Raw genomic sequence first — 21,276 nt, forward strand, 5'->3', positions numbered from 1 at the left:
TGTGGGTCGTACCCTGACAGGCAAAATCGAGCATCCGTGCGTGGCTAACCAGCCCATGAAGATAAGACCCTTTGCACACCCTGACAAGCGGCGGGGGCTGGGGGGCATTGGTGGGGCTTGAGGCTTGGGCGGGGGGTGTGCGGCCCCTCGTCCGCGAGGGAGAGGGGCCGCAGCGTCCCGTGGTGAACTTTTACACGTTGAAGTACTTCGCTTCGGGGTGGTGCACGATGATGGCGCTGGTCGACTGTTCGGGGTCGATCTGCCAGTTTTCGGTGAGCACACAGCCGATGCGTTCGGGGTCGAGCAGTCGCCAGAGCTTGTCCTGGTCGCTCATCTCCGGGCAGGCGGGATAGCCGAAGCTGTATCGGCTGCCGCGGTATTTCTGTGTGAAGAGCTTGCGGACGTCGTCGGCGTCGTCGCCGTCGATGCCCAGTTCCTTCCGCATCACGCGATGCCAGTACTCGGCGAGGCCCTCCGCGGACTCGACGCCGAAGCCGTGCATGTAGAGGTACTCCGAATAGTTGTTGTTTTCGAAGAGCTTGTTTGCAACGGTGCTGACTTGTTGGCCCATGGTGACGCAGCTCATGCCGAGCACGTCTTTCTCGCCGCTGTCCGTGCTGCGGAAGAAGTCGCTGATGCAGTAGCTTTTCTTGCCGCTCTGTCGCGGGAAGGTGAAGCGTTCGACTTCCTTGTCGTGGTCTTCGGGGTCGAAGACGATCAGGTCGTTGCCGTCGCTTTGCACGGGGAAGTAGCCATAGACCAGCTTGGGATGCAGGATGTTTTCATCCTTGCACTGTTTTTGCAGTCGCTGGAAGATGGGCTCGACTTCGTTTGTCAGCAGCTTTTCGTAGTCTTCCTTGCTGAGCTTGCCCTTCTTGAACTGCCATTGCCCGCGGAACAGGGCGATGGTGTTGATGTGTTCATAGACCTTGTCGAGCTCGATGTCTTCGACGACCTTCGTGCCGAAGAACGGCGGCGTGGGGACGTCGATATCGGTCGCGACATCGCTGCGCGTTTTTTCGGCGATCGCGACGCTGCCGTCGGCGTTGCTCGCTTCCTTGCGGGCGGCGTCGCGCTTGGCGATGGTGGCTTCGACGTTGGCGCGTTTTTCGAGGCGTTCGTCGATGTCGTTGTTCAGCTCTTCGGTCTCGCCCGCCATGATGCGGTCCATGATGCGCAGGCCTTCGAACGCGTCGAGGCCGTAGAACACATTGCCTTCATAAAGCGAGCGGAGGTTGTGTTCGCAGTGGTGTCGGCTCAGCGCCGCGCCGCCAAGGATGACCGGGGCGGTGATGCCCTGTTCGTTCATTTCCTTGATGTTTTCTTCCATGACCTGCACGCTTTTGACCAGCAGGCCGGAGAGCCCGATCGCGTCGGACTTTTTGGCTTTGTAGTTTTCGAGGATGGCGGAGATCGGCTGCTTGATGCCGATGTTGTGCACGGTGTAGCCGTTGTTGGAGAGGATGATGTCCACGAGATTTTTGCCGATGTCGTGGACGTCGCCCTTCACGGTCGCGAGCGTGATCGTGCCTTTCGTGTCGCCTTCCTTTTTCTCCATGTGCGGTTCGAGGTGGGCGACCGCCATCTTCATCACCTCAGCCGACTGAAGCACGAACGGCAGCTGCATCTGTCCGCTGCCGAACAGTTCGCCGACGACCTTCATCCCGCCGAGCAGGTGGTCGTTAATGATGAGCAGGGGCTCATACTTTTCCATCGCTTCTTCGAGCGTTTCGTGAATGCCCTTCTTTTCGCCGTCGATGATGTGGCGTTGCAGGCGTTCTTCCAACGGCAACGTGGCGATGTCTTCCTTGGTGGAGATCGCTTCCGCGCCGTGGAACAGGTCGATGAAGATCTGTAGCGGGTCTTGCGTCTTCGAGCCGTCTTCGAGCTTGACCGGTTCGTCAGGCTTGCGGTCGTAGATGACGTTCAGCGCGGCGTCCCACTGCTTCTGGTCGATCTTGTTCTGCGGGAGGATTTTCGACACGTGCACGATCGCGCTGGTCATGCCGGCTTTGGTCAGCTCGTGGAGCATGACGCTGTTGAGCACTTGCCGCGCGGCGGGGTTCAGGCCGAAGCTGACGTTACTCAGCCCACAGGTGATCTGACAGTCGGGGAACGCTTCGGCGATGCGCTTCGTGCCTTCGACGAGTTCGAGGGCGCTGCGGCGGTCCTTCTCCATGCCGGTGGAGATGGGCAGCACGAGCGGGTCGAACATGATGTCCTCGGCCTTGAGGCCGTACTTCTCGGTGGCGAGCTTGAACATACGGCTCGCGATTTCGACCTTGCGGTCGGCGGTGCGGGCCATGGCCTCTTCTTCATCTTCGTCGATGCAGCCCATGACCAGGCCCGCGCCGTAGCGGGTGGCGAGGGCGCACATCTCGGCGAACTTTTCTTCGCCTTCTTCGAGGTTGGCGGAGTTGATGAGGCATTTGCCGCCGGCGTTTTTCAAGCCCGCTTCAATGGTCGCCGGCTGGGTCGAGTCGAGCATCAGCGGCGCGTTGACCTGGCGGACAAAGCGGTGGACGACCTCGGCCATGTCCTTGGCGTTGTCGCGGCCGGCGTAGTCGACGTTGACGTCGATGACGTGCGAGCCTTCCTTCGTCTGCTCGCGGGCGAGGCTGACCATCTCGTCCCAGTTTTCTTCTTCGAGCAGGCGCTTGAACTTTCGCGAGCCGGAGGCGTTGGTGCGTTCGCCGACGTTCAGCAGCGAGTTGTCCTGGCGGTAGTCGACCGTGCCGTAGAGTGACGTACAGCCGGCGGGCAGGGGCTTGAGCTTGCGCTGTTTGGGGGCGCGATCGCCGACGGCTTTGACGAGTTCGCGGATGTGCTCGGGGGTGGTGCCGCAGCAGCCGCCGACGATGTTCAGGCCGAACTTGTCGACGAAGTCGGCGACTTTCTTTGCGAACGGCTTGGGCTCAAGCGGGTAGACGGTCTGGCCGTCTTTGAGCTCCGGCAGGCCGGCGTTGGGCAGCAGGCTGATGCGGTGCGGCCAGTGGTCGCTGAGCCATTGCACGTGTTCGGCCATCTCGTCGGGGCCGGTGGCGCAGTTCATGCCAAGCGAAGCGATGGGGAACTCCTGGAGCGCCATCGCGGCGGCGGCGATCTCCGTGCCGACGAGCATCGTGCCCGTGGTTTCGATCGTGACCTGGGCCATGATCGGAATGTCGTTGACGGTCTTGCCTTTTTCCTTGAGTGCGTCGAGGCAGGCGTTGATGGCGCACTTGACCTGGAGGATGTCCTGGCAGGTTTCGATGAGGAAGACGTCGATGCCGCCGTCGATCAGGCCGCGGCATTGCTCGACGTAGCTTTCGCGCAGCGTGTCCCAGTCGGTGTGTCCGAGGGTGAGCAGCTTCGTGCCCGGGCCGAGCGAGCCGACGACGAATCGCGGCTTGTCGGGGGTTTCGTAGTTGTCGCAGGCACGGCGGGCGACCTCGGCGGCGATCTTGTTCAGCTCATAGGTCTGCTCGACAAGGTCAAACTCGGCGAAGACGAGCTTGTTCGCGCCGAACGTGTCGGTTTCGACGCCGTCCGCGCCGGCTTCGAGGAATGATTCGTGAATCTTCTGAATCACCTCCGGCCGAGTCTGCACGAGAACCTCCGTGCAGTTTTCTTTGCCGAGGTAATCGCGGTCGAGGTCGAGGTCCGTCTGCTCGTGAATCGACGTGCCCATGGCACCGTCGAAGAAAAGCACACGCTTCTCGAGTTGTTTGAGAAACTTACTGCTCATGGTTGAAACCACCCTTGTTGTCGTAATACGCCACCCTGCGATCGGCAACCGTGCCGACCGGGAAGGGCTATCCATTCATCCGGATCGATAGATGTTACACCAGGGCGGCGCGAAAGCCAAGTCCGGGTCGCGAAGTTGTGGGGAATCAGGGAGTTGGGGGCGTGAGCTGGTGGCGTATGGGTGGTGGGGCGAAGAGCGCGGTGCGAGCACCGCGGCTAAATGTGTCACGTGTGAAACGGCGTGGTCGTATTAAGATCATGTCGTTCAAGGACGATGCCTCGGTTTCTGGAAGGGAACTTTTGATGCTCATTGCTGCTCCGCAGTACCGCGAGACGCTCGGGGAGGTTGGGTTGCGTGATGATGTGGCGGTGCGCGAGCACTTTGCGCAGCAGCCGACGTTTTCTGAAGAGCCGAGCGTTCGGATTCACGTGGGCACGCTGGGGCCGGATCGTCCGGGGGCGGTGCGAACGTTTTACAAGGAGTATCGTTTTGCGAAACCGAGTTGGCGGTTCTGGGGGCGGGCGTCGAAGGCTCGGCGGGAGTTTCGCAATCTTCAGACCATCATTCGGCTGGGGGTGACGTGTGCCGAGCCGGTGGCGTGTGGCGAGCGGCGGGATGTGCTGGGTCGGCTTCGCTTGGCGTTTATCGTGACGCGGGCCGTGCCGGACGCGCCGCCGATGGATCAGTTTCTGCCGACGCATTGTGATGATGCGGGCAACCCGGCGCACGCTCGGCTGCGTCGGCAGATTATCGACCAACTCGCCGAGCAGGTGGCGTGCATTCATCGCGGGGGCTTTGCGCACAATGACCTGCACTGGCGGAACGTGCTGGTTCGGCTTGAGGACGACGGCCAGCCAAGACTGGTGTGGATCGACTGCCCGCGCGGCGGACGGTTCGGCCTGCGGTGGCTGGGGCAGCGGAAGATGATCAAAGACCTGGCGACCCTCGACCGCACGGCAGTGACCTGCTGCACGCTGCGCGAACGGCTACGGTTCGCCCGGCAATATCACCGTGCGGCAGGCGTCGGCATGCCGCTGCGCGATTGGGTCGCGGCGGTGGAGGCGTATCGGTTGGGACGCTGGCGTGACGCGGAGGCGCCGATCACCCCGGATCACCCCGCGCGGGCGAGGCGCTGACGCTGGGTGAAACGAAGGGCGAGGTGCTGGCGGGCTTCGTGGCGGAGGCTTCGCACGACAACGGCTTCGACCACCTGGCCGGAGCGGATGAGCGCCTGGCGTGGGGTGAGGGCGAGGCCTAGCGAGACGCGATCGCCTGGCTTGAGCGAGACGGAGGAGGCGAGCTCGATCAGGGTTCCGCCGGCCGAGACATCGCGGCTCCAGCCGGCGATGTAGCGGACGCCCGTGCGATCGCAGCGCAGCTTCACCGGGCAGGCGGTGCGGATGCGTCGGTCGGCTCGTCGTTCGGTGGCAACTTCGGGCATGGCGATTCTCCTGAAATCTTTTACGCTCATGCAGGCGATGGGCGGATACAGTTGTATCGGTTAGTCTGAGGTTGACGCTTAAGCAGGATGGCGCGGTTTTGCACGATTTTACGCGCCGCTTACCCCAGGAAAGGTCGGCATGCCCCAACCGACGTCGATTATTACGGTCACGCTGAACACCGCCATCGACCGCGTGCTGGAGGTACACGACTTCCACATCGGCGAGCACGTGCTGGCGCGCGAGGCGATGCGTTACCCGGCGGGGAAGGGGATCAACGTCTCGCGGGCGTTGGCGCGGATCGGCCGGGACAACATCGCCACCGGCTTTGTGGGGCAGGCGGAGATGCTGGAGTTCGATCATCTGTTCAGTGAGACCGGGCCCGGCAGAGCGATGTGCCAACTGCTCGCGGCGCGGGGGGCGACACGTGAGAACATCACGATTCTCGATCCGAAAAACCACACGGACACGCACGTTCGCACGACGGGCTACGAGCTGACGCGCCGGGATGTGCAGCGGATGGTGAGCAAGCTGGGTCTGCTGGCAAGGCAGGGGTCGATGGTGGTGTTCACCGGTTCGCTTCCGCCGGGGCTGGATATGGCGGACTTCGACACGCTGCTGTATGTGTGCATCGGCGGCGGGGCGAAGGTGGTGCTGGACGTTGGCGGGAAGCTGCTGGCCGACTCGACGAGCCTGGACATGTCGGGGCTGGCGAATGTAGAGCCCGAGCCGGTGGGGGGCACGGGTGGCTCGAAGATGTTGTGGATGGTCAAGCCCAATCGTGCGGAGTTGGCGGAGGCGTTGGGGCAGCCGGCGGACGCGTTGAAGGATGAGGCGGCGGTGATCGACGCGGGTCGGCGGATGGCGCGGCGGGTGGCGTGGGTGGTAGTGACTTTGGGCGCGGAGGGGGCGCTGTTGTTTCACCAGGGCCATGTGTGGCGGGGGCATTGCGAGCTGTCGTCGGACGAGGTGGTGAACACGGTCGGCTGCGGCGACTGCATGATGGCGGGCATGCTCGATGCGCAGGCGGCGGGCAAGGGGCCGGAGGACGTGCTGCGGTGGGGCATTGCGACCGCGACGTCGAACGCGGCGCTCGCGGGGGTGGCGGGGTTTGATCGTCAGCGCGTGACCGAGTTGGCTGAGCGATGTACCATTGTTGATGCACTTTCTCCTTCCGCATGACGTTTGCCCTGTTCGCTGGAGCCTGAGATGACTGATTCCGCTGCCGCTTCACCGTTGAGCCTTGATGACCTGACGCGCGAGCATCGCTTGCTGCTGATCGTTTCGCCGTTTCGCGAGACGGGCAGTTTGCAGTGGCAGCAGCAGGCTGTGTCAGCGAATCACGGTGCGCTGGCGAAGCGGGACGTTCGGCTTGCGACCATTATTGGTGAAGACGAGGGCTATCTCGACAGCATGCCGATGAGCCGAGCGGACGTCGTTCAGCTGCGCGAGGTGTTGGAAGTCGAGGCGGACCGGTTCGCGCTGATCCTGCTGGACAAGGGTGGCAAGCAACTGATGTCCGCGGCCAAGCCGGTGAAGATTCACGAGCTGCTTGAGAAGCTTGATGCGGCGGCGGGTGAGCCTGCGGGGTGATTTTTTATTCGGGGGAGTGGGGTGGGTGGGGAGCGGGGGACCCACGGATGCTATCCGTGGGCTTTGTGGGGGGAATCGAATTTGTGGGGGATCATCATTCTTCGGCGCGGGAGGCCCATTCTTCTTCGAGGGGGGTGAGCTCGGCCTGCACGGTTTCGCGTTCGCTTTGCAGCGACTTGATTCGCTCGCCGTCACGCACGACGGCCGAGTCGGAAAGCTCGGCGTCGATCTTGCGCAAGCGTGACTCAAGTTTTTCAATGCGCGCTTCGAGCTTCTGCTGATTCATGTGGCCGAAGCGCGATGACTTGTTATTGCTCTTCTTCGCAGACGCGGGCTTGGGGTCGGCGGCTTTGGGCTTGGCTTTCGCGGCGGGCTTGGGTTTGGCTGCGTCGGCCTGGGTGTTGCGCTGGGTCTGTTGGTATTCGATGTACTCGCTGTATCGGCCGGGGAAGTGGCGGATCGTGCCGTCGCCTTCGAATACGAGCAGCTGGTCGACCATGTTTTCCAGCAGCATGCGGTCGTGGCTGATCAGCAGCAGTGTGCCGTCGCTGCTTTTCTGCTGCGTGCCCCCGGAATAGCTGGACGGCGGCGAGGTGAACTGGGCGATCGCTTCTTCGAGGCGTTCGGCGCTGGGGATGTCGAGGTGGTTGGTCGGTTCGTCGAGGACGAGCACGTTGTGGCCGCCGGACATCAGCCCGGCGAGCACGGCCCGGCTGCGCTCGCCGCCGCTGAGTGTGCCCAACGGTTTGTCCTGCTCCAGTCCGCTGAACAGAAACGCGCCGGCGAGGTCGCGCGCGGGCTGCTCCGCCTGGTTGGGCACGAATTTGCGGAGGTAGTCGACCACGGTCGTTTGCAGCGGCAGATGCTCGTGGGTCTGGTGGTAGTGGCCGACGTCGACCTGTGCGCCGAGGCGGGTCGTGCCCGCGGTGGGGGGCTGCTCGCCGAGCAGACAGCGGATGAGCGTGGACTTGCCCATGCCGTTGGCGCCGATGATGCCGATGCGGTCGCCGCGTTCGAGTTTGAAGTCGAAGTCTTCGAACAGCGTCTTGCCGTCGTAGCGCATCGTGAGCTTGTTCGCCTCGGCGACCATGTCGCCGCAGCGGGTGGCGGGGGCGAAGCGCAGGTTCATCGAGTCCAGTTCCATCGGCCGTTCGATGAGGTTGCCGGAGACGAAACGTTCGAGGCGTTTTTCACGTCCCTGCGCCTGGCGGGCGCGCTGGCCGGCGCGGTAACGGTCGATGAACGCCTGCTCCTGCTTGATCTTCGTCTGCTGCTTTTCGTACATCCGCTGCTGGGCAACGTATCGCTCGGCTCGCAGCACGCGGTACTTGTCGTAGTTGCCGGGGTACTCGACCAGCTCGCCGGCTTCCAGTTCGCAGATCTTGTCGACGCAGCGGTTCAGCAGCCAGCGGTCGTGGCTGACGAGGATGACCGCGCCGCGATAGCCGGCGAGGAACTGTTCGAGCCATTGCCGACCGGCGATGTCGAGGTGGTTGGTGGGTTCGTCGAGCAGCAGCACGTCGGGTTCGGACAGCAGCAGCTTGGCGAGGGCGAGTCTGCCCTTCTGTCCGCCGGAGAGTCCGGTGACGGGGACGTTGAAGAATTCGTCCGTCAGGCCGAGGCCGTGGAGGGTTTCGTCGATGCGGTGGTCGACGGCATAGCCGCCTGCGGCTTCGATTTCGTGCTCGATGCGCTCGTAGCGTTTCATGAGCTTGTCGAGCTCATCGCCGGCGGCGTCGGCCATGTCGTGCGAGACTTTTTCGAGTTGTTCGTGGAGGCTGAAAAGCTCGGCGAAGGCGGTGGCGGCCTCCTGGCGGAGGGTGTGAGTGGGGTCGAACTTGGGGTCCTGCCGGAGATAGCCGACGGTCGCGGTGCGTGCGAGCTGGATCTGGCCGGTGTCGGGCTTTTGCGCTTCAAGGCCGGCGACGAGCTTCATGAGCGTGCTCTTGCCGCAGCCGTTGCGGCCGACGAGGCCCATGTGTTCGCCCGCTTCGAGGGTGAGGTTTACGCCGTCGAGGATCGCCCGCTGCCCGAAGTGCAGCGACAGGTTGCTGATGCCGAGTAATGCCATAGACGGGGAAAGATACCACACGCAGGCGGCGGCGGTTCGCGCGGGTGGGCGTTATTTGGTGAAGCGGTTTGAGGCGGAGCAACTTAAGTCGCTCCGCCCTGGAAAGCCTGTGTCCGCGAGGCCCTGTTTCGCGGTGTCTGACTACTTGACGGATCGGGTAAATCGGCTATGCTTTCAGGTCTTTCCCGCCCCGGCGGGAGGAGTCGGGCACTGCGCGCCTGCGGCCGACTGGCGGGGAGAACGAATCACCGCAAGTCTGCTGGTTTGCCAGCCAGGGCATCGACGGGAAGTGGCCGCGGACGACGGCCGAGTCGGCTTGGAATCCCCGACGCCGACTATATAAAGACGACCTACTCACGCTGTAATTGGATTGAACGGACCTCGGCCCGGCAGCGACCTTGTTACCGCTGCCATGCCCACGCCCTACGAGAAACCATCATGAGCACCGCGACCACATCCGCCGGCGAAGGCAAAAAGCTATCCCGGATCGAGCGCACCCGTAACTTCGGCATCTGCGCCCACATCGACGCCGGCAAGACCACCGTCACCGAGCGTGTGCTGTACTACACGGGCAAGACCTACAAGATGGGTGAAGTCCACGAAGGCACGGCCACGATGGACTTCCTCGAAGACGAACAGACCCGCGGCATCACCATCCAGTCGGCGGCGACGACCTGCCCGTGGCCGAAGGATGGCGTGGACTACATCTGCAACCTGATCGACACGCCCGGCCACGTCGACTTCACCATTGAAGTCGAACGCTCGATGCGCGTGCTCGACGGTGCGGTGGTTGTCTTCGACGGTAAGGAGGGCGTTGAAGCCCAGTCCGAAACCGTCTGGCGTCAGGCCGAGCGTTACCGCGTGCCGCGTATCTGCTTCGTCAACAAGATGGACAAGATGGGCGCGGACTTCAACTACGCGTTCGGCACGATCATCGAACGCCTCGGTGCGAACCCCGTCGCGGTGCAGATTCCCATTGGCGCGAGCGACGACTTCAAGGGCATCATCGACTTGTTGACGCGGAAGGCCTACTTCTTCTCCGCTGAGGAACTCGGCGCGAAGGTTGAAGAGAAAGAAATTCCCGACGACCTGAAGGACGAAGTCGAGAAGTGGCGTCATGCTCTGGTCGAAAAGGCCGCGGAGCTGGACGAGGGGCTGACTGAAAAGTTCATCATGGAAGAAGAGATCTCCCCTGATGAGATCATGGCGGCGCTGCGTAAGGGCACGCTGGAGCGTAAGGTTCAGCCGGTGTTCTGCGGCTCGGCACTGAAGTACATCGGTGTGCAGCGGCTGCTCGACGGTGTGATCAACTATCTGCCCAACCCGCAGCAGGTGCCTGAAGTGCAGGGCACGGCGGTTGACGACAAGGAAAAGAAGATCACGCGGCCGCACGACCACGAAGCGCCTTTCTCGGCGCTGGTGTTCAAGGTCGTTTCCGATACGCACGGCGACCTGACGTATGCCCGGGTGTACTCCGGCACGTTGGAGAAGGGCAGCCGTGTGCTGAACTCGGCCAACGGCAAGCGTGAGATCGTCAGCCGAATCTTTGAAATGCACGCGAAGGACCGGATCAGCCGTGACCAGGCTTGGGCGGGGGAGATCGTGGCGCTGGTGGGCCTGAAGAACTCGGGCACGGGCGACACGCTGTGTGCGGCGGATGCCCCAATCGTGCTTGAGCGGATGGAGTTCCCCGAGCCGGTGATTTCGATGTCGATCGAGCCGGCGTCGCAGGCGGACAAGGAAAAGCTGTCCAACGCGTTGGCGACGATCCGCCGCGAGGACCCGAGCTTCCGCAGCCACTACGACGACGAAACGGGACAGACGATCATCGCCGGCATGGGCGAGCTGCACCTGGACATCATCAAGACGAAGCTGACGCGTGACATGAAGGTCGGCGTGAACGTCGGCAAGCCGCGCGTGGCGTATCGCGAGTCGATCACGAAGAAGGCCGAGGCCCGCGGGACGCACAAGAAGCAGACCGGTGGTCGTGGTCAGTTTGGTGATTGTACGATCACGGTTGAGCCTTACACCGCTGAGCAGGCCGAGGCGGATGAGCTGAAGCTGGTCGACGGCGTGGCGTTTGAGAACAAGGTCGTCGGCGGTTCGATTCCCAAGGAATACATCCCGTCGGTCGAGTACGGCTGCCGAGAGACGGCGAAGTCGGGCGTGCTGGCGGGCTATCCGCTGGTGGGCGTGAAGGTGACGTTGCTCGACGGTTCGTACCATGAGGTCGACTCGTCGCAGGTCGCGTTCGAACAGGCCGGTCGACTGGCGTTCCAGGAAGGCTGCCGTAAGGCGAAGCTGCAACTGCTTGAGCCGGTGATGAAGGTGATCGTGACGACGCCGGAGGAATTCTTCGGCAGCGTCAGCGGCGACATCAACAAGCGCCGCGGCCTGATCGCGGACACCGAGCAGCGAGCCAACACGCGGATCATCACGTCCGAGTGTCCGCTGAGCGAGATGTTCGGCTATGCGACGCAGCTTCGCGGCATGACGCAGGGCCGAGCCAGCTACTCGATGGAGCCGCTGGACTACCGCCCCGTGCCGGACAACATCGCCAAGGCCGTGCTCGAAGGCGGCGGCAGCGAGTAAGCGACGGGACCCACAATTTAACGCACGAAACACAAAGCCCTCGAACTTCGGTTCGAGGGCTTTTTTTGTGTCGAGGATGTCAAGGTTTTTTGTGGGAGGAGCGTGTGTCGGTTGTTCGTGCGTTTCGAGCGGGGGTGGGACCCACGGATGGAATCCGTGGGCTTCGGGGGAGGGTGATCCGAAGGGCTGAAGAACAGGGGGCAGAAGAAGTGGACAAAGAAAAAGGCGGGTCGACTGAATCCAGCCGGCCCGCCTCGCACGGGTGACGTTTCCTTGTGGCTCGGCTGAAGTCAACCGAGCCGGGAGTCGAAATCGCGGACCTTTCGGTCGGCCTGGTTGCGAACCATTGGGACGTTAGTACAGGTCGTTCTGATCCTGATCCCGGTCTTGATCCTGGTCGGCGTCGTCAACGCCGCCGAGCTCTTCCTGATCCTGATCATCGAACTGCTGCTGGTCCTGCTGGCCCGGCTGATCGAACTGGTCCTGCTGCTGCTGTTGCTGCTGCGGCTGATCCTGTTGAGGCGTTGTCATCGGGTCGTCCGCAGGCTGCTGTTGAGGCGTGGTTCGGTCCTGTTCTCTTTCCTGCGTCGGTTCCCAGTCTTCCGGTTCACAGCCGGTCATCATCAGCGCCGGGGCGCCGAACATGGCTACGGCAAACATCGCGGCGAAAGTAGTCGTGGTGCGTTTCATGGTGAAGCTCCTTCCAAATCCTGTTTCGTGTAAAAATCCAAACGGCCCGTGTGTTGACTCGCTAGAGTGTTCGTGGTTGTGCCTCTCTCGGTGTTACGGACTGCATGGTTGGTTCGGATGTTGTCGCATTCGCCCGGCCGGGCACCGATTACCAACCATGCATCCCCACTTACCTGTGAGCGTAGGCGTGCGCTATGAAAGCAATCTTAAACTGATGTAAAAAAATACTCATTATCTGTTCCATGCCGCGTCCCTCCATTCATGGGTCTGGCCAGCGGATCAAGGCCGGCAAACGCGATCACTTTGGCCTCGTGACTCACAAAGTGTACGCACACGTTGGGGGTCTGGATTGTCTGTGTTGCATGGGAACCGCCTGCACGCGTGTGAAGCAGGGGTAGCCGGTCGGGTGATGGCCGCGGTGAGTATGGGGGGATTCCCCATTGCTGATTTCAGCTACCAAGGGTACATGCGTATTGTGGGTCGCGAGGCCCGTGTGTCAGGCAATCCGCTTGTCAGCTTTCGGGTTCGTTCGGTGCGCGAAGACCGAAGTAGTAGCCCATGCCGATGATCGTGTGGATCAGCGCGTGTTCGTAAGGTTTGTCGATCTTGCGGCGAAGCATCGACACGTATACATCGATCACATTGCTGAACGGATCGAAGTTCATGTCCCACACATGTTCGCCGATGGCGGCGCGGGTGAGCAGGCGGTGGGGGTTGCGCAGGAAATATTCGAGCAGCGAGAATTCTTTGCGCGTGAGTTCGATCGGCTTGCCGGCCCGCTCGACGCGATGCTGGATCAGATCCATCGTGATGTCTTCATATTCGAGGCGGGCGGCGCTGTCCTGTCCGCCGCGGCGCATGAGCGCTCGCACGCGTGCGATGAGTTCGTCGAAGTCGAATGGTTTGGTGAGGTAGTCGTCCGCGCCGGCGTTGAGGCCGATCACTTTGTCGCGTGTGTCGGCGAGGGCGGTGACGATGAGCACGGGTGTGGCGACGCCGCGCCGTCGGAGGTTCTGGCAGAGGCGGACGCCGTCGTGGTCGGGGAGCATGAGGTCGAGGATGATGACGTCGTATGATTCGATGGCGGCGAGTTCTTCGCCATCGTGGCCGCTGCGTGAGACGTCGACGGTGAATCCCTGCTCGGCGAGGCCTTGTTCGATGGCGACCGCCAAATGGAGGTTGTCTTCGATCACGAGCAATCGCATCCGTGCGGCTCCCGCGGGGAGATGAGCGAGCACCTCCCTGCAAGGAAGCATAGGCTCGTGATGGGGCGACGCCGGGTGGGATGTGCGAGTTGCGGGTTTCCCTTAATTGCGTCCGGCGTTCTGCCGAGGGGTGGGTTGGCCCACTATGCTGTAAGGATGATTTATCGTGTGCTGGCTGACATCACATTGGTGACGCACGTCGCGTTCGTGGGCTTTGTGGTCTTCGGGCTGGTGTTGACGTTGGTGGGCGGTGTGGCCGGCTGGCGGTGGGTGCGGCATGTGTGGTTTCGCGCGGCGCATCTGGTGGCGATCGGCATCGTGGTGGTGCAGGCGTGGCTGGGGGTGGCATGCCCGTTGACGGTGCTGGAAAATCATCTTCGTCGGGCTGCGGGTCAGGACCCGTATGAGCAGGGTTTCGTGGCGGACTGGTCGCAGCCGTTGATCTTTTTCAACGCGGAGCCGTGGGTGTTCACGCTGGCGTATACGCTGTTCGGCGGGCTGGTGGTGCTGTCGTTGTGGCTGGTGCCGGTGCGTTGGCGGGGCGGCGATGGTGGTGGGCCGACGGGCGGTCAGCGGTCGAGCGGCTTGCTGACGAGGTAGGGTAGCTCGCGGGCGTTGAGGCGGTCGAACCGGAGGCGGTCGTACATGGCCAGGTGATCCGGGCAGCCCCAGCCGGCGGTGGAGCGAAGGCGGGCGGCGCCGGCGTCTTTGGCGGTGGTCATGGCGCGACGGATGAGTCGGCCGGCGAGCCCCTGGCCACGGCTGGCGGGGGGGACGATGAGCTGATGGATCGAGCCCACGGTTTCGTCGGCGTCTTGCATGGGTTCGATCAGCAGCAGGATCGCGGCGAGCCAGCGGCCTTGCTCGTCGACCGCTGCGAGGGCGATCGGCTCGGTGGTGGCATTGCCTTGGGCGTAGTCGGCGAAGCGTTTGGTGACGTCATTGCCGAGCAGCTCGGCCGCCTGGGGCGGGGGCGTGTCGTTGCCGCGGTAGGTCTGCCAGTCTGGTTCGGGGCGTGCGTGCATGACATGTCATCATAGCGGGTGGATCTACCGGTCGGCCACATCAACCGCGATCGGCATGACTACAATGGTCGTTGTGACTACACGAACTCTCAAACGCGTTGGCATCGGCATCGTCGGCTCGGCGGTGGTCATGCTCGGTCTGGCGTTGCTTGTGCTGCCCGGGCCGGGCTGGTTGACGATCTTTGCGGGCTTTGGCATTCTTGCGACGGAGTTTGTCTTCGCTCGGCGGATGATGGACCGCACGCGCCATGCAGCGCATCGCACGGCCCGAACGATGGGCGTGTCCGAACGCTGGTGCCGCAAGCTTCGGCTGGTCGGCGGGCCGTCGGCGGAGCCGATGGGGGGCTCAATGGTAAGCACGCCTGAAAACGCTCCACCTCATGGCAGAGCTGCGTGACCGGGATGGCCGGGTTGGGCGGGTGTGCGTTTTGCCCCTCCCGCTCTACATACGGCCCCGACGCGGCTATCATGGGTAGCACGAGATGAGTACGCCTCAGTCCCATACCGGTATGCACTTCGCGTCCGCGCTTACGAGCACGGCTGACACCTTTGCTGCGGGCGATGAGATTGTTGAGACGCTCGGCCGACAGATGACGGGCGAGGTCGATCTGATGACGGTCTACCTCACGCCGGACCATCGCGAGCATCTTTCGAATCTTTACGACCGCCTTCAGCAGACGTTCAAGCCGCGCGTGCTCATCGGCTGCACGGCCGGCGGCGTGCTGGGCGGCCCGCGTGAGGTGGAGTCGGGGCCGGCGGTGTCGGTGCTGGCGGCGACGCTGCCGGAGGCGCACATTCAGCCGTTCAGTTACGAGCAGCTTGATTGGCCGAAGGCGCTCGCGTCGCCGACGGCGATGCGGGAGTCGCTGAACCTGCACGAAGCGGAGCATGAGCCCAAGGCGATCATCCTGCTGGCGGACCCGTTTTCGACGCCGTTGGTGAAGCTGCTGCCGGCGATCAATGATGCGTTTCCCGGCGTGCCGGTGGTGGGAGGCATGGCCAGCGGGGGCAAACGGCCGAAGCAGAACCGCCTGCTGCTCAACGGCACGGTGCTCGACGAAGGCGCGGTCGGCGTCGCCATCAGCGGCAACGTCGCGGTGCAGACCACGGTGAGCCAGGGCTGTCGGCCGGTGGGCAAACCGCTGGTGATCACTAAAGCGAGGCGGCATGTTGTTCAGCAACTCGCCGGCCGAAACGCGCTGGAAGTGATACAGGAAATGGCGCAGGAACTCGACGGCCACGACCAGGAGCTTGTCGAGACAGCCGGCCTGCTCGTCGGCCGCGTGGTCAACGAATACAAATCTCACTTCGGGCGGGGCGACTTCCTCATCCGCGGCCTCGTGGGTGTCGATCCGAAGCAGGGCTATATCGCCATCGGCGACCCGCAGGTCCGCGTGGGGCAGACGGTGCAGTTTCACGTGCGCGATCAGAAGACCGCGAGCGATGACTTCGCCATGCTGCTCGAAGCACAGCGGTTGTACGGGCCCGGCGAAGGGGCGATGTTGTTTACGTGTGCGTCGCGTGGGAGCAATCTTTTTGATCAGCCGAACGTCGATGTGGAGACGGTCCGCACGGCGTTGGGCGATGTGCCGATGGCCGGCTTCTTCGCCGCGGGCGAGCTGGGCCCGCTGGGTGCGGAAAATTTCGTGCATGGCCACACCGCCAGCCTGCTTGTGTTCCGCCAACCGGAGCCGCAATGGGAAGGCATCACGCCGCCACTACCGGACCGCGAGTCGGCGGATGAGTAGGGCGGTAGCGATGAGTAGCGCGGTGCGGCGCCGAAGAGCGCGGTGCAAGCACCGCGGCTAAATGGTGCAAGTGAGGCGCCGCGTGGTCGAAGTAGATGGTCGGGCGCTGGCGACCGTTGCGTTGAGATGACATGTCGCAGCTTAGGCCGCTGGTACAGGCGTGGTGGGCACGGGTGTGCTCGGCGCGGCTTGCAACTGTTTGAGGAACGCACCGCGATAGACTCTGTGGCTAAGCCAGGCGAGAGTGGGCACGGTGATGATGCCCACGCCGGGCACGACCTGGAGCAGGATCAGGAAGAAGGCGAGGATTCGCACCAGCCAGCGCATCAGCAGCGCCCGGCCTCGGCCGAGGTATCGGCGGTAGGGGGCGACCACTGCCAGGCGGTAGTAGATCACGCCGGGGATCAGGCCGACGATCGGGATGAGGCTCAGCAAGGCGCCGATGATCATCACCGGCCCGAGTCGGCTTGAGATCAGACGGTCATATTCGCTGAGCACCGTCGGGTCGTTGAACGGGCGCGTCTGACAGGCGGGGCATTGTTGATGCGGCGTTCGCTTATGCAGGCGGGTGGCGCACTTGCGGCAGCGGCGGAACGAGATCAGGTGCAGCGGATGTTCCGGCTTGTTGTGCGTGAGCAGGGCGGTGGACGTGCCCAGCCAGGTGAGTTGGCAGACGTTGGGGTTGTCGTGGCCGCAGTTGCCGCAGGCGATGGCGACGCGGTACATCGGCTCCTGGCAGGCGGGGCAGGGGACTTTCGATCGCTCTTCGCGGATTTGAGCGCGTTTCTGCAACAGCAGGATGATGCCGATGCCGATCAGGATCAGCACAGCCATGATGATCGGGAAGAGGATGAGAAAGAGGATGCCGAAGGCGGCCCAGAGATCCTGGCCCCAGCTGAAGATTTTCATCAGGCCGGTGTCGTCGCTTTCGTCGATGTCGATGAAGTTGCGTACGAGCGCGTTGTGTGCGGTGGCGACGATGAACGTGCCGCCGACGACGAAGGCGGTCAGGATGTAAAGCCCGACGCCTGCGTGTTGCACCATGAGCATGTCGAGCGCTTGCGGGTCGATAAGCTCTTCGACGAACTGCATGTCCGTGACCGTCGCGATGCCGAGCAGAGTGGCGCCGGCGGCGATGGGCTTAATGTACGGGTCGATATCGTTGAGCAGTTGTCTTGCTTCGGCATTCTTGTGGGCGAGCAGTTCGAGCAGCGCGAGCGAGCCGAGGATCCAGAGCGTGACGTCGTGTGTGAACCAGGTCGGCACGGCGGCGGGATCGATGCCCATCAGCATGCCGAGCTGGTTGACGCCGGGGACGTCAGGCCCGAAGCGCAGCAGCATGGCCGCGGCAAAGATGGGTATGAAAACGCGCGACGCGAATACGCCGGTCAACCCGGTTGCCTGTGCCAATGCGGTCCAGCTCATCATCGTCGTAAGCCCATGGCATGGCCCGTGCGGGGGGCGGTTCAGGGGGCGCATCCAGAGCCCTGCTGTGGGTAGCGGGGCTAAACGCTACGAATGAATTGCGGTCAGTCCAACTGTATATCAAAGGCCCATGCTATCGACGGGGCCACCGTTGACCAAGCATTTATTTCGATTGCGACACAAGGCAGGCGTCACGTCGAAGGGGCTTGGCCCGTGACGTGGACCAAAAAAGCAACCCGCCACATCGCAGCGGTGGCAGGCATTGCCTTCGCAGCGTGGTGGCGGGTGGCTGGGGTTTTTGATTGATGAATAGGGGGTCAGACCGCAACAAGTGGCCGGAGCGAATCGAGTGTAACAGCCGGGTCGTCGCCGGCGATGCGCTCGCCGACGAGCCCCGAAGAGCCCGCGTTGAAGAAGGTCTGGCCCTCTGCGCGGAAATAGCGCATGCGGTAGTGGCCTGGCGGCAGGTCGGTGACCGCCTCCCAATGCCCTTCCTTTACCTGGTCCATCGCGATCCACGAGCTGAACCCGCCATCACGTTCTTTAACCAGGAAGATCCGATCCGCTCGAGCGTCCTGCAATTCGAATCGCCATTTTTCGCCTGCATCCATGACTAAATTCCTCTCCCTTTCCCCGGTTTCCCGGCGACGTTTATTTCTCCCCTCGCACTGCCCCCTCCAAGGAGCATCCCCCGTACATCCCCCGGACTCCTCTACCCCCTCCATCTCCCTCGCCCTGCATCCCCCTTCGCCCCCCGCCCCCTCGTCCCCTTGCCCCCGGGCTTCCCCAGAGCCCCCCGGGCTGCCCCAGCGTCCCCCGGAACCCCCAAAATCCCGGCTTTCTCTTTCCGCTCATTTCGTTCCGCCCGTTCGGGTAGGGACGGGGCGGCAGCGGGTCTGATCGGGGCTTGCTTTGGCTTCGGCCATTCGGCCTTCGCGTGGCCGTGCACCTTGGCAGAGTTGCCTCTGCCAGTTATAGTCGCATGTCCAGCCCGTACGAACCGCGCCTTTCCGCTTGCCAGCCAGCTCTCGTTCTCTCCCTCTCCTGGCTGTGGCGAGAATGAAATCTGAGTCAGCAATCCGAATGACCGGGTTTGCTGAATCAACCGGGCGTGGCCGGGTCGATTCAGTAGAGCCATATTACTGAGCACCGGGTCGGCCGTATATAAGGGCAACCCGTATTGGCTCCTAAGTATGGGTTTTATGGGACACCGGGCGACTTCTGTCGGAAACATCGGGCTGCTTCGGCCGGAAGCGGATTACGCCAGAATGTCGCCTCACTGACGCGTGCGGGCCGGCCCCCCTATAATTGGCCGCTACCCCCGGAACCACGCCAAATTACACAAACAGGTCTCTTCAAGCTGATGTTACATCAATTCTGCTCATCCGCGTCACGACCCGAGCCGGACCCGCAAAATCCGCTCCCGCCGCATCGCGTCGGCCGCATCGACATCCACTGCCACCTCATCCCCGGCGTGGACGACGGCTGCAAAACGCCCGAACAGACCTGTGAATGTATCCGGCAGCTTCAGCGCGTCGGCTATACCGGCTCGATATGTACGCCCCATATCTGGCCCGACCTGTTCCCCGATAACGACATGCCGCGCATCCGACAATGGACCGCTCAACTTCAGAAACACCTCGACCACGTCGGCCTCGACTATCAACTTTGGCCCGGCGGCGAGCTGCGCCTGTTCGACGGTGTCATCGATTGGCTGGAAGAAAACGAACCCCCCACGCTCGCAGGCTCGCGCTTCGTGCTGCTCGACTTCTGGGAGTCGCAGTGGAGCCGATGGATCGACGACGCCTTCGACTGGCTGATCGAACGGGACTACCAGCCGATCCTCGCCCACCCTGAACGGCTCGGCCTCGACGATCTGCCCCGACACCTCGACAGCCTCCAGTCGCGCGGCGTCCGTCTGCAGGGCAACTTCCGCTGCCTCACCGGCGAGGAAGGCCCGCAGGCGGAGAAGTGGATACGTCAGTTTCTCGCTGAGGGGCGGTATCAATTGCTCGCCATGGACGCACATCGTCCCGACACGCTCGCGTCCCGCATTGCAGGCCTGGAGGTCGCCCGCCAGTGCTATGATGCTGACGATATCGACCGAAAAACGATCGACCTGCCTCGCCAGGTGATCCTGGGCATCGATGGTTAGTGGACTGCTTCTGTTGTCCAGCCGACCGTTTGCGTCGGCTTATCCGGGGCCGAGCGACTCAGACGCTTGCCTTGGATTTGATACCAGCGGATTTGGCGATAAACTAGCCGATCTGAACCTTGCCAAGCGAAGTTGCAAGGATGAACGAGCGGATTGGCGACGAAGGTTGAAAGATGTGCGGGCAGACTCGTGGCCGATGTGCCCGGCGACCTGCCTGCAAGCGAACGTTCGCCGCTTCGTTCCTCAGAGACCCGACCGGGTAGCTCAGTTGGTAGAGCATCGGCCTTTTAAGCCGCTGGTCGTGGGTTCGAGCCCCACCCCGGTCATTTGATCTGACAAGGACTTACGATCATCACCTGATCGGGAGTCCTTTTTTTTGTGCCACATTTTGTGCCACGCCCGACGCTTCCGAGTAGAGCGATTCGGGCACTTGCAGGTACTGCCGGGCCGATACCTTGATGCCGTGGCCCATCCGCTCGGCCACGGCATACTGCGGGAAGCACTGTGCCAGATCGGTCTCGCGGTTTTTCCGCAGCGTGTGGCACCGTTTCGCCCAGGGCTTAATCCCGCCCGCTTGCAGGTGTCGTGGAACGTACGGCGAAGATTGCTTTGGCTGACTTCGTGACAGATGCGAGGTTCGCCCACCGGGCAGGCTTCGTGCGCCCGGGGCAGCATTCGCATCACTGCGACCTTGGGGCGAGCAAAGCGCGCTGGACTTCAGCCCATGCCTCCAGGTTCGCGTCCCGAAGCACACGTAAGATGCATCGTGAATTTCTGCCTGTACTGCATTCTTTAGAAGACGCGCGTTCGTGCACGCCGACGCAGAAACAGTAATCCCCCAATGCTGAACAACGCCAGCGACGCCGGTTCGGGAATAATGCTGATACCGTCGACATACAGCCGTGCCTCCGGTCCACTGGGGTCGGAGAGGTAGGGGCGAATCCATGAGAACTGATTTACGCTATTTCGAGAAGCAAAGTTGGATGCCGAGCCGAGTACCTGATCCTGATCGTCATAAATAGTCAGGTCCCAGGTCATGTCAGCCGGTCGGATGTCGACGACGAAGCGATAGAACGTTCCGGCCGTCGGCGTTACACCATTCGTATCGATCGTCGTCCAGTCGTTACCATCACGGCCGGCAAAGTTGCCTTCCCAGAAACCGAATATCACGCCGTTGAACCCTACCGCATTTTGAATATAAACGAAGCCGCTGATCCCATTCGAACCCGCATTGTCATACGCTAATGAAACCTCGATCTGGAACGGGTCGGTGATCTGCGTGGGACTCCATTGACGATGGGCACGCGTGGCGGTGCTGCCGGTGGTTTGCAGCATCATCATCTGATTGCCTGTGGCAGCGTCGGGGTGCCCATTCGTGCCGCCGGTGACGATCTCGCGAAGGCCGGGATTGGCATCTGTATCCCACTGATCCTGGCCGACGATATTCCCGGGCGTATAGGTTGGCTGCTCAAAATCTTCAATCCAGTAACTCGCATCAGCATCCGGTGGGACGGCAAGGCCCATCGCGAGCCCGATTACCAACGAAGCACACACGGCTCGGTTATGTTCCAAATGCATAAGATCCTCCTTTGTTAAAGTGATAGCG

The 21,276-nt window shown here is 62.5% G+C and carries 17 protein-coding genes and 1 tRNA gene; 9 read left to right on the top strand and 9 right to left on the bottom strand.

The annotated features are described in order from the left end of the window. Window positions 1-190 precede the first annotated feature (190 nt). On the bottom strand, window positions 191-3,727 hold the full coding sequence (gene metH, locus ACERK3_04860; protein MFA9477621.1) for a methionine synthase: 3,537 nt from the start codon (window positions 3,725-3,727) through the stop codon (window positions 191-193). A gap of 302 nt (window positions 3,728-4,029) precedes the next feature. On the opposite strand from metH, the gene ACERK3_04865 reads away from it, so the two are divergent. Further along, window positions 4,030-4,863 carry a lipopolysaccharide kinase InaA family protein gene (locus ACERK3_04865; GenBank protein ID MFA9477622.1) on the top strand — a complete coding sequence of 278 codons (834 nt, stop codon included), beginning with the start codon at window positions 4,030-4,032 and terminating at the stop codon, window positions 4,861-4,863. Here the strand turns inward: ACERK3_04865 and ACERK3_04870 are convergent. Next, a complete protein-coding gene (locus ACERK3_04870) occupies window positions 4,839-5,168 on the bottom strand; it encodes a PilZ domain-containing protein (protein ID MFA9477623.1) in 330 nt (109 codons plus the stop codon). The two genes, ACERK3_04865 and ACERK3_04870, sit on opposite strands and share 25 nt — an antisense overlap. A gap of 139 nt (window positions 5,169-5,307) precedes the next feature. Between ACERK3_04870 and ACERK3_04875 the strand changes: the two genes are divergently transcribed. Together ACERK3_04875 and ACERK3_04880 are read left to right on the top strand one after the other, a co-directional pair. Further along, entirely contained in the window at window positions 5,308-6,348 is a 1,041-nt protein-coding gene (locus ACERK3_04875) for a 1-phosphofructokinase family hexose kinase (GenBank protein ID MFA9477624.1), read from the top strand. Window positions 6,349-6,375: 27 nt separating this feature from the next. Continuing rightward, window positions 6,376-6,759 carry a DUF4174 domain-containing protein gene (locus ACERK3_04880; protein ID MFA9477625.1) on the top strand — a complete coding sequence of 128 codons (384 nt, stop codon included), beginning with the start codon at window positions 6,376-6,378 and terminating at the stop codon, window positions 6,757-6,759. 94 nt (window positions 6,760-6,853) lie between these two features. Here the strand turns inward: ACERK3_04880 and ACERK3_04885 are convergent, their stop codons facing one another. Continuing rightward, the gene (locus ACERK3_04885) at window positions 6,854-8,830 is read right to left on the bottom strand and encodes an ABC-F family ATP-binding cassette domain-containing protein (protein MFA9477626.1); all 1,977 of its coding nucleotides are present in this window, start codon (window positions 8,828-8,830) and stop codon (window positions 6,854-6,856) included. A gap of 438 nt (window positions 8,831-9,268) precedes the next feature. On the opposite strand from ACERK3_04885, the gene fusA reads away from it, so the two are divergent. After that, window positions 9,269-11,422: an elongation factor G gene (gene fusA, locus ACERK3_04890; GenBank protein ID MFA9477627.1), complete on the top strand. Its 2,154-nt coding sequence runs from the start codon at window positions 9,269-9,271 to the stop codon at window positions 11,420-11,422. A gap of 354 nt (window positions 11,423-11,776) precedes the next feature. Here the strand turns inward: fusA and ACERK3_04895 are convergent, their stop codons facing one another. Together ACERK3_04895 and ACERK3_04900 are read right to left on the bottom strand one after the other, a co-directional pair. Further along, window positions 11,777-12,112 carry a hypothetical protein gene (locus ACERK3_04895; protein ID MFA9477628.1) on the bottom strand — a complete coding sequence of 112 codons (336 nt, stop codon included), beginning with the start codon at window positions 12,110-12,112 and terminating at the stop codon, window positions 11,777-11,779. Between the two features lie 512 nt (window positions 12,113-12,624). Continuing rightward, entirely contained in the window at window positions 12,625-13,317 is a 693-nt protein-coding gene (locus ACERK3_04900; protein ID MFA9477629.1) for a response regulator, read from the bottom strand. 156 nt (window positions 13,318-13,473) lie between these two features. Here ACERK3_04900 and ACERK3_04905 point away from each other — a divergent pair, with 156 nt between their 5' ends. Beyond that, window positions 13,474-13,917: a DUF2784 domain-containing protein gene (locus tag ACERK3_04905; protein ID MFA9477630.1), complete on the top strand. Its 444-nt coding sequence runs from the start codon at window positions 13,474-13,476 to the stop codon at window positions 13,915-13,917. Here the strand turns inward: ACERK3_04905 and ACERK3_04910 are convergent. Next, window positions 13,887-14,342, bottom strand: coding sequence for a GNAT family N-acetyltransferase (locus ACERK3_04910; GenBank protein MFA9477631.1), 456 nt, complete (start codon window positions 14,340-14,342; stop codon window positions 13,887-13,889). The genes ACERK3_04905 and ACERK3_04910 overlap by 31 nt on opposite strands. A gap of 73 nt (window positions 14,343-14,415) precedes the next feature. On the opposite strand from ACERK3_04910, the gene ACERK3_04915 reads away from it, so the two are divergent. Then, window positions 14,416-14,739 carry a PGPGW domain-containing protein gene (locus ACERK3_04915; protein MFA9477632.1) on the top strand — a complete coding sequence of 108 codons (324 nt, stop codon included), beginning with the start codon at window positions 14,416-14,418 and terminating at the stop codon, window positions 14,737-14,739. Between the two features lie 85 nt (window positions 14,740-14,824). Further along, window positions 14,825-16,090 carry an FIST N-terminal domain-containing protein gene (locus ACERK3_04920; GenBank protein MFA9477633.1) on the top strand — a complete coding sequence of 422 codons (1,266 nt, stop codon included), beginning with the start codon at window positions 14,825-14,827 and terminating at the stop codon, window positions 16,088-16,090. 141 nt (window positions 16,091-16,231) lie between these two features. On the opposite strand, the gene ACERK3_04925 is transcribed toward ACERK3_04920, so the two are convergent. Together ACERK3_04925 and ACERK3_04930 are read right to left on the bottom strand one after the other, a co-directional pair. Next, a complete protein-coding gene (locus tag ACERK3_04925) occupies window positions 16,232-17,500 on the bottom strand; it encodes a hypothetical protein (protein MFA9477634.1) in 1,269 nt (422 codons plus the stop codon). Between the two features lie 332 nt (window positions 17,501-17,832). Next, the gene (locus ACERK3_04930; GenBank protein MFA9477635.1) at window positions 17,833-18,126 is read right to left on the bottom strand and encodes a hypothetical protein; all 294 of its coding nucleotides are present in this window, start codon (window positions 18,124-18,126) and stop codon (window positions 17,833-17,835) included. 752 nt (window positions 18,127-18,878) lie between these two features. Between ACERK3_04930 and ACERK3_04935 the strand changes: the two genes are divergently transcribed. Then, entirely contained in the window at window positions 18,879-19,670 is a 792-nt protein-coding gene (locus ACERK3_04935) for a tyrosine-protein phosphatase (protein ID MFA9477636.1), read from the top strand. A 253-nt stretch (window positions 19,671-19,923) separates the two neighbouring features. After that, window positions 19,924-19,996 (top strand) — tRNA-Lys (locus tag ACERK3_04940). A 466-nt stretch (window positions 19,997-20,462) separates the two neighbouring features. Here the strand turns inward: ACERK3_04940 and ACERK3_04945 are convergent. Beyond that, complete coding sequence (locus ACERK3_04945) at window positions 20,463-21,248, bottom strand: PEP-CTERM sorting domain-containing protein (protein ID MFA9477637.1); 786 nt, start codon at window positions 21,246-21,248, stop codon at window positions 20,463-20,465. Between the last annotated feature and the right edge of the window lie 28 nt (window positions 21,249-21,276).

Source organism: Phycisphaerales bacterium AB-hyl4, assembly GCA_041821185.1.
Classification (GTDB): Bacteria; Planctomycetota; Phycisphaerae; order Phycisphaerales; family Phycisphaeraceae; genus Natronomicrosphaera; species Natronomicrosphaera hydrolytica.

Bases quoted from the DNA above. Each gene is read 5' to 3' on its own strand.
- metH (MFA9477621.1), bottom strand. From the start codon at position 3,727: ATGAGCAGTAAGTTTCTCAAACAACTCGAGAAGCGTGTGCTTTTCTTC.
- ACERK3_04865 (MFA9477622.1), top strand. From the start codon at position 4,030: ATGCTCATTGCTGCTCCGCAGTACCGCGAGACGCTCGGGGAGGTTGGG.
- ACERK3_04870 (MFA9477623.1), bottom strand. From the start codon at position 5,168: ATGCCCGAAGTTGCCACCGAACGACGAGCCGACCGACGCATCCGCACC.
- ACERK3_04875 (MFA9477624.1), top strand. From the start codon at position 5,308: ATGCCCCAACCGACGTCGATTATTACGGTCACGCTGAACACCGCCATC.
- ACERK3_04880 (MFA9477625.1), top strand. From the start codon at position 6,376: ATGACTGATTCCGCTGCCGCTTCACCGTTGAGCCTTGATGACCTGACG.
- ACERK3_04885 (MFA9477626.1), bottom strand. From the start codon at position 8,830: ATGGCATTACTCGGCATCAGCAACCTGTCGCTGCACTTCGGGCAGCGG.
- fusA (MFA9477627.1), top strand. From the start codon at position 9,269: ATGAGCACCGCGACCACATCCGCCGGCGAAGGCAAAAAGCTATCCCGG.
- ACERK3_04895 (MFA9477628.1), bottom strand. From the start codon at position 12,112: ATGAAACGCACCACGACTACTTTCGCCGCGATGTTTGCCGTAGCCATG.
- ACERK3_04900 (MFA9477629.1), bottom strand. From the start codon at position 13,317: ATGCGATTGCTCGTGATCGAAGACAACCTCCATTTGGCGGTCGCCATC.
- ACERK3_04905 (MFA9477630.1), top strand. From the start codon at position 13,474: ATGATTTATCGTGTGCTGGCTGACATCACATTGGTGACGCACGTCGCG.
- ACERK3_04910 (MFA9477631.1), bottom strand. From the start codon at position 14,342: ATGCACGCACGCCCCGAACCAGACTGGCAGACCTACCGCGGCAACGAC.
- ACERK3_04920 (MFA9477633.1), top strand. From the start codon at position 14,825: ATGAGTACGCCTCAGTCCCATACCGGTATGCACTTCGCGTCCGCGCTT.
- ACERK3_04930 (MFA9477635.1), bottom strand. From the start codon at position 18,126: ATGGATGCAGGCGAAAAATGGCGATTCGAATTGCAGGACGCTCGAGCG.
- ACERK3_04935 (MFA9477636.1), top strand. From the start codon at position 18,879: ATGTTACATCAATTCTGCTCATCCGCGTCACGACCCGAGCCGGACCCG.
- ACERK3_04945 (MFA9477637.1), bottom strand. From the start codon at position 21,248: ATGCATTTGGAACATAACCGAGCCGTGTGTGCTTCGTTGGTAATCGGG.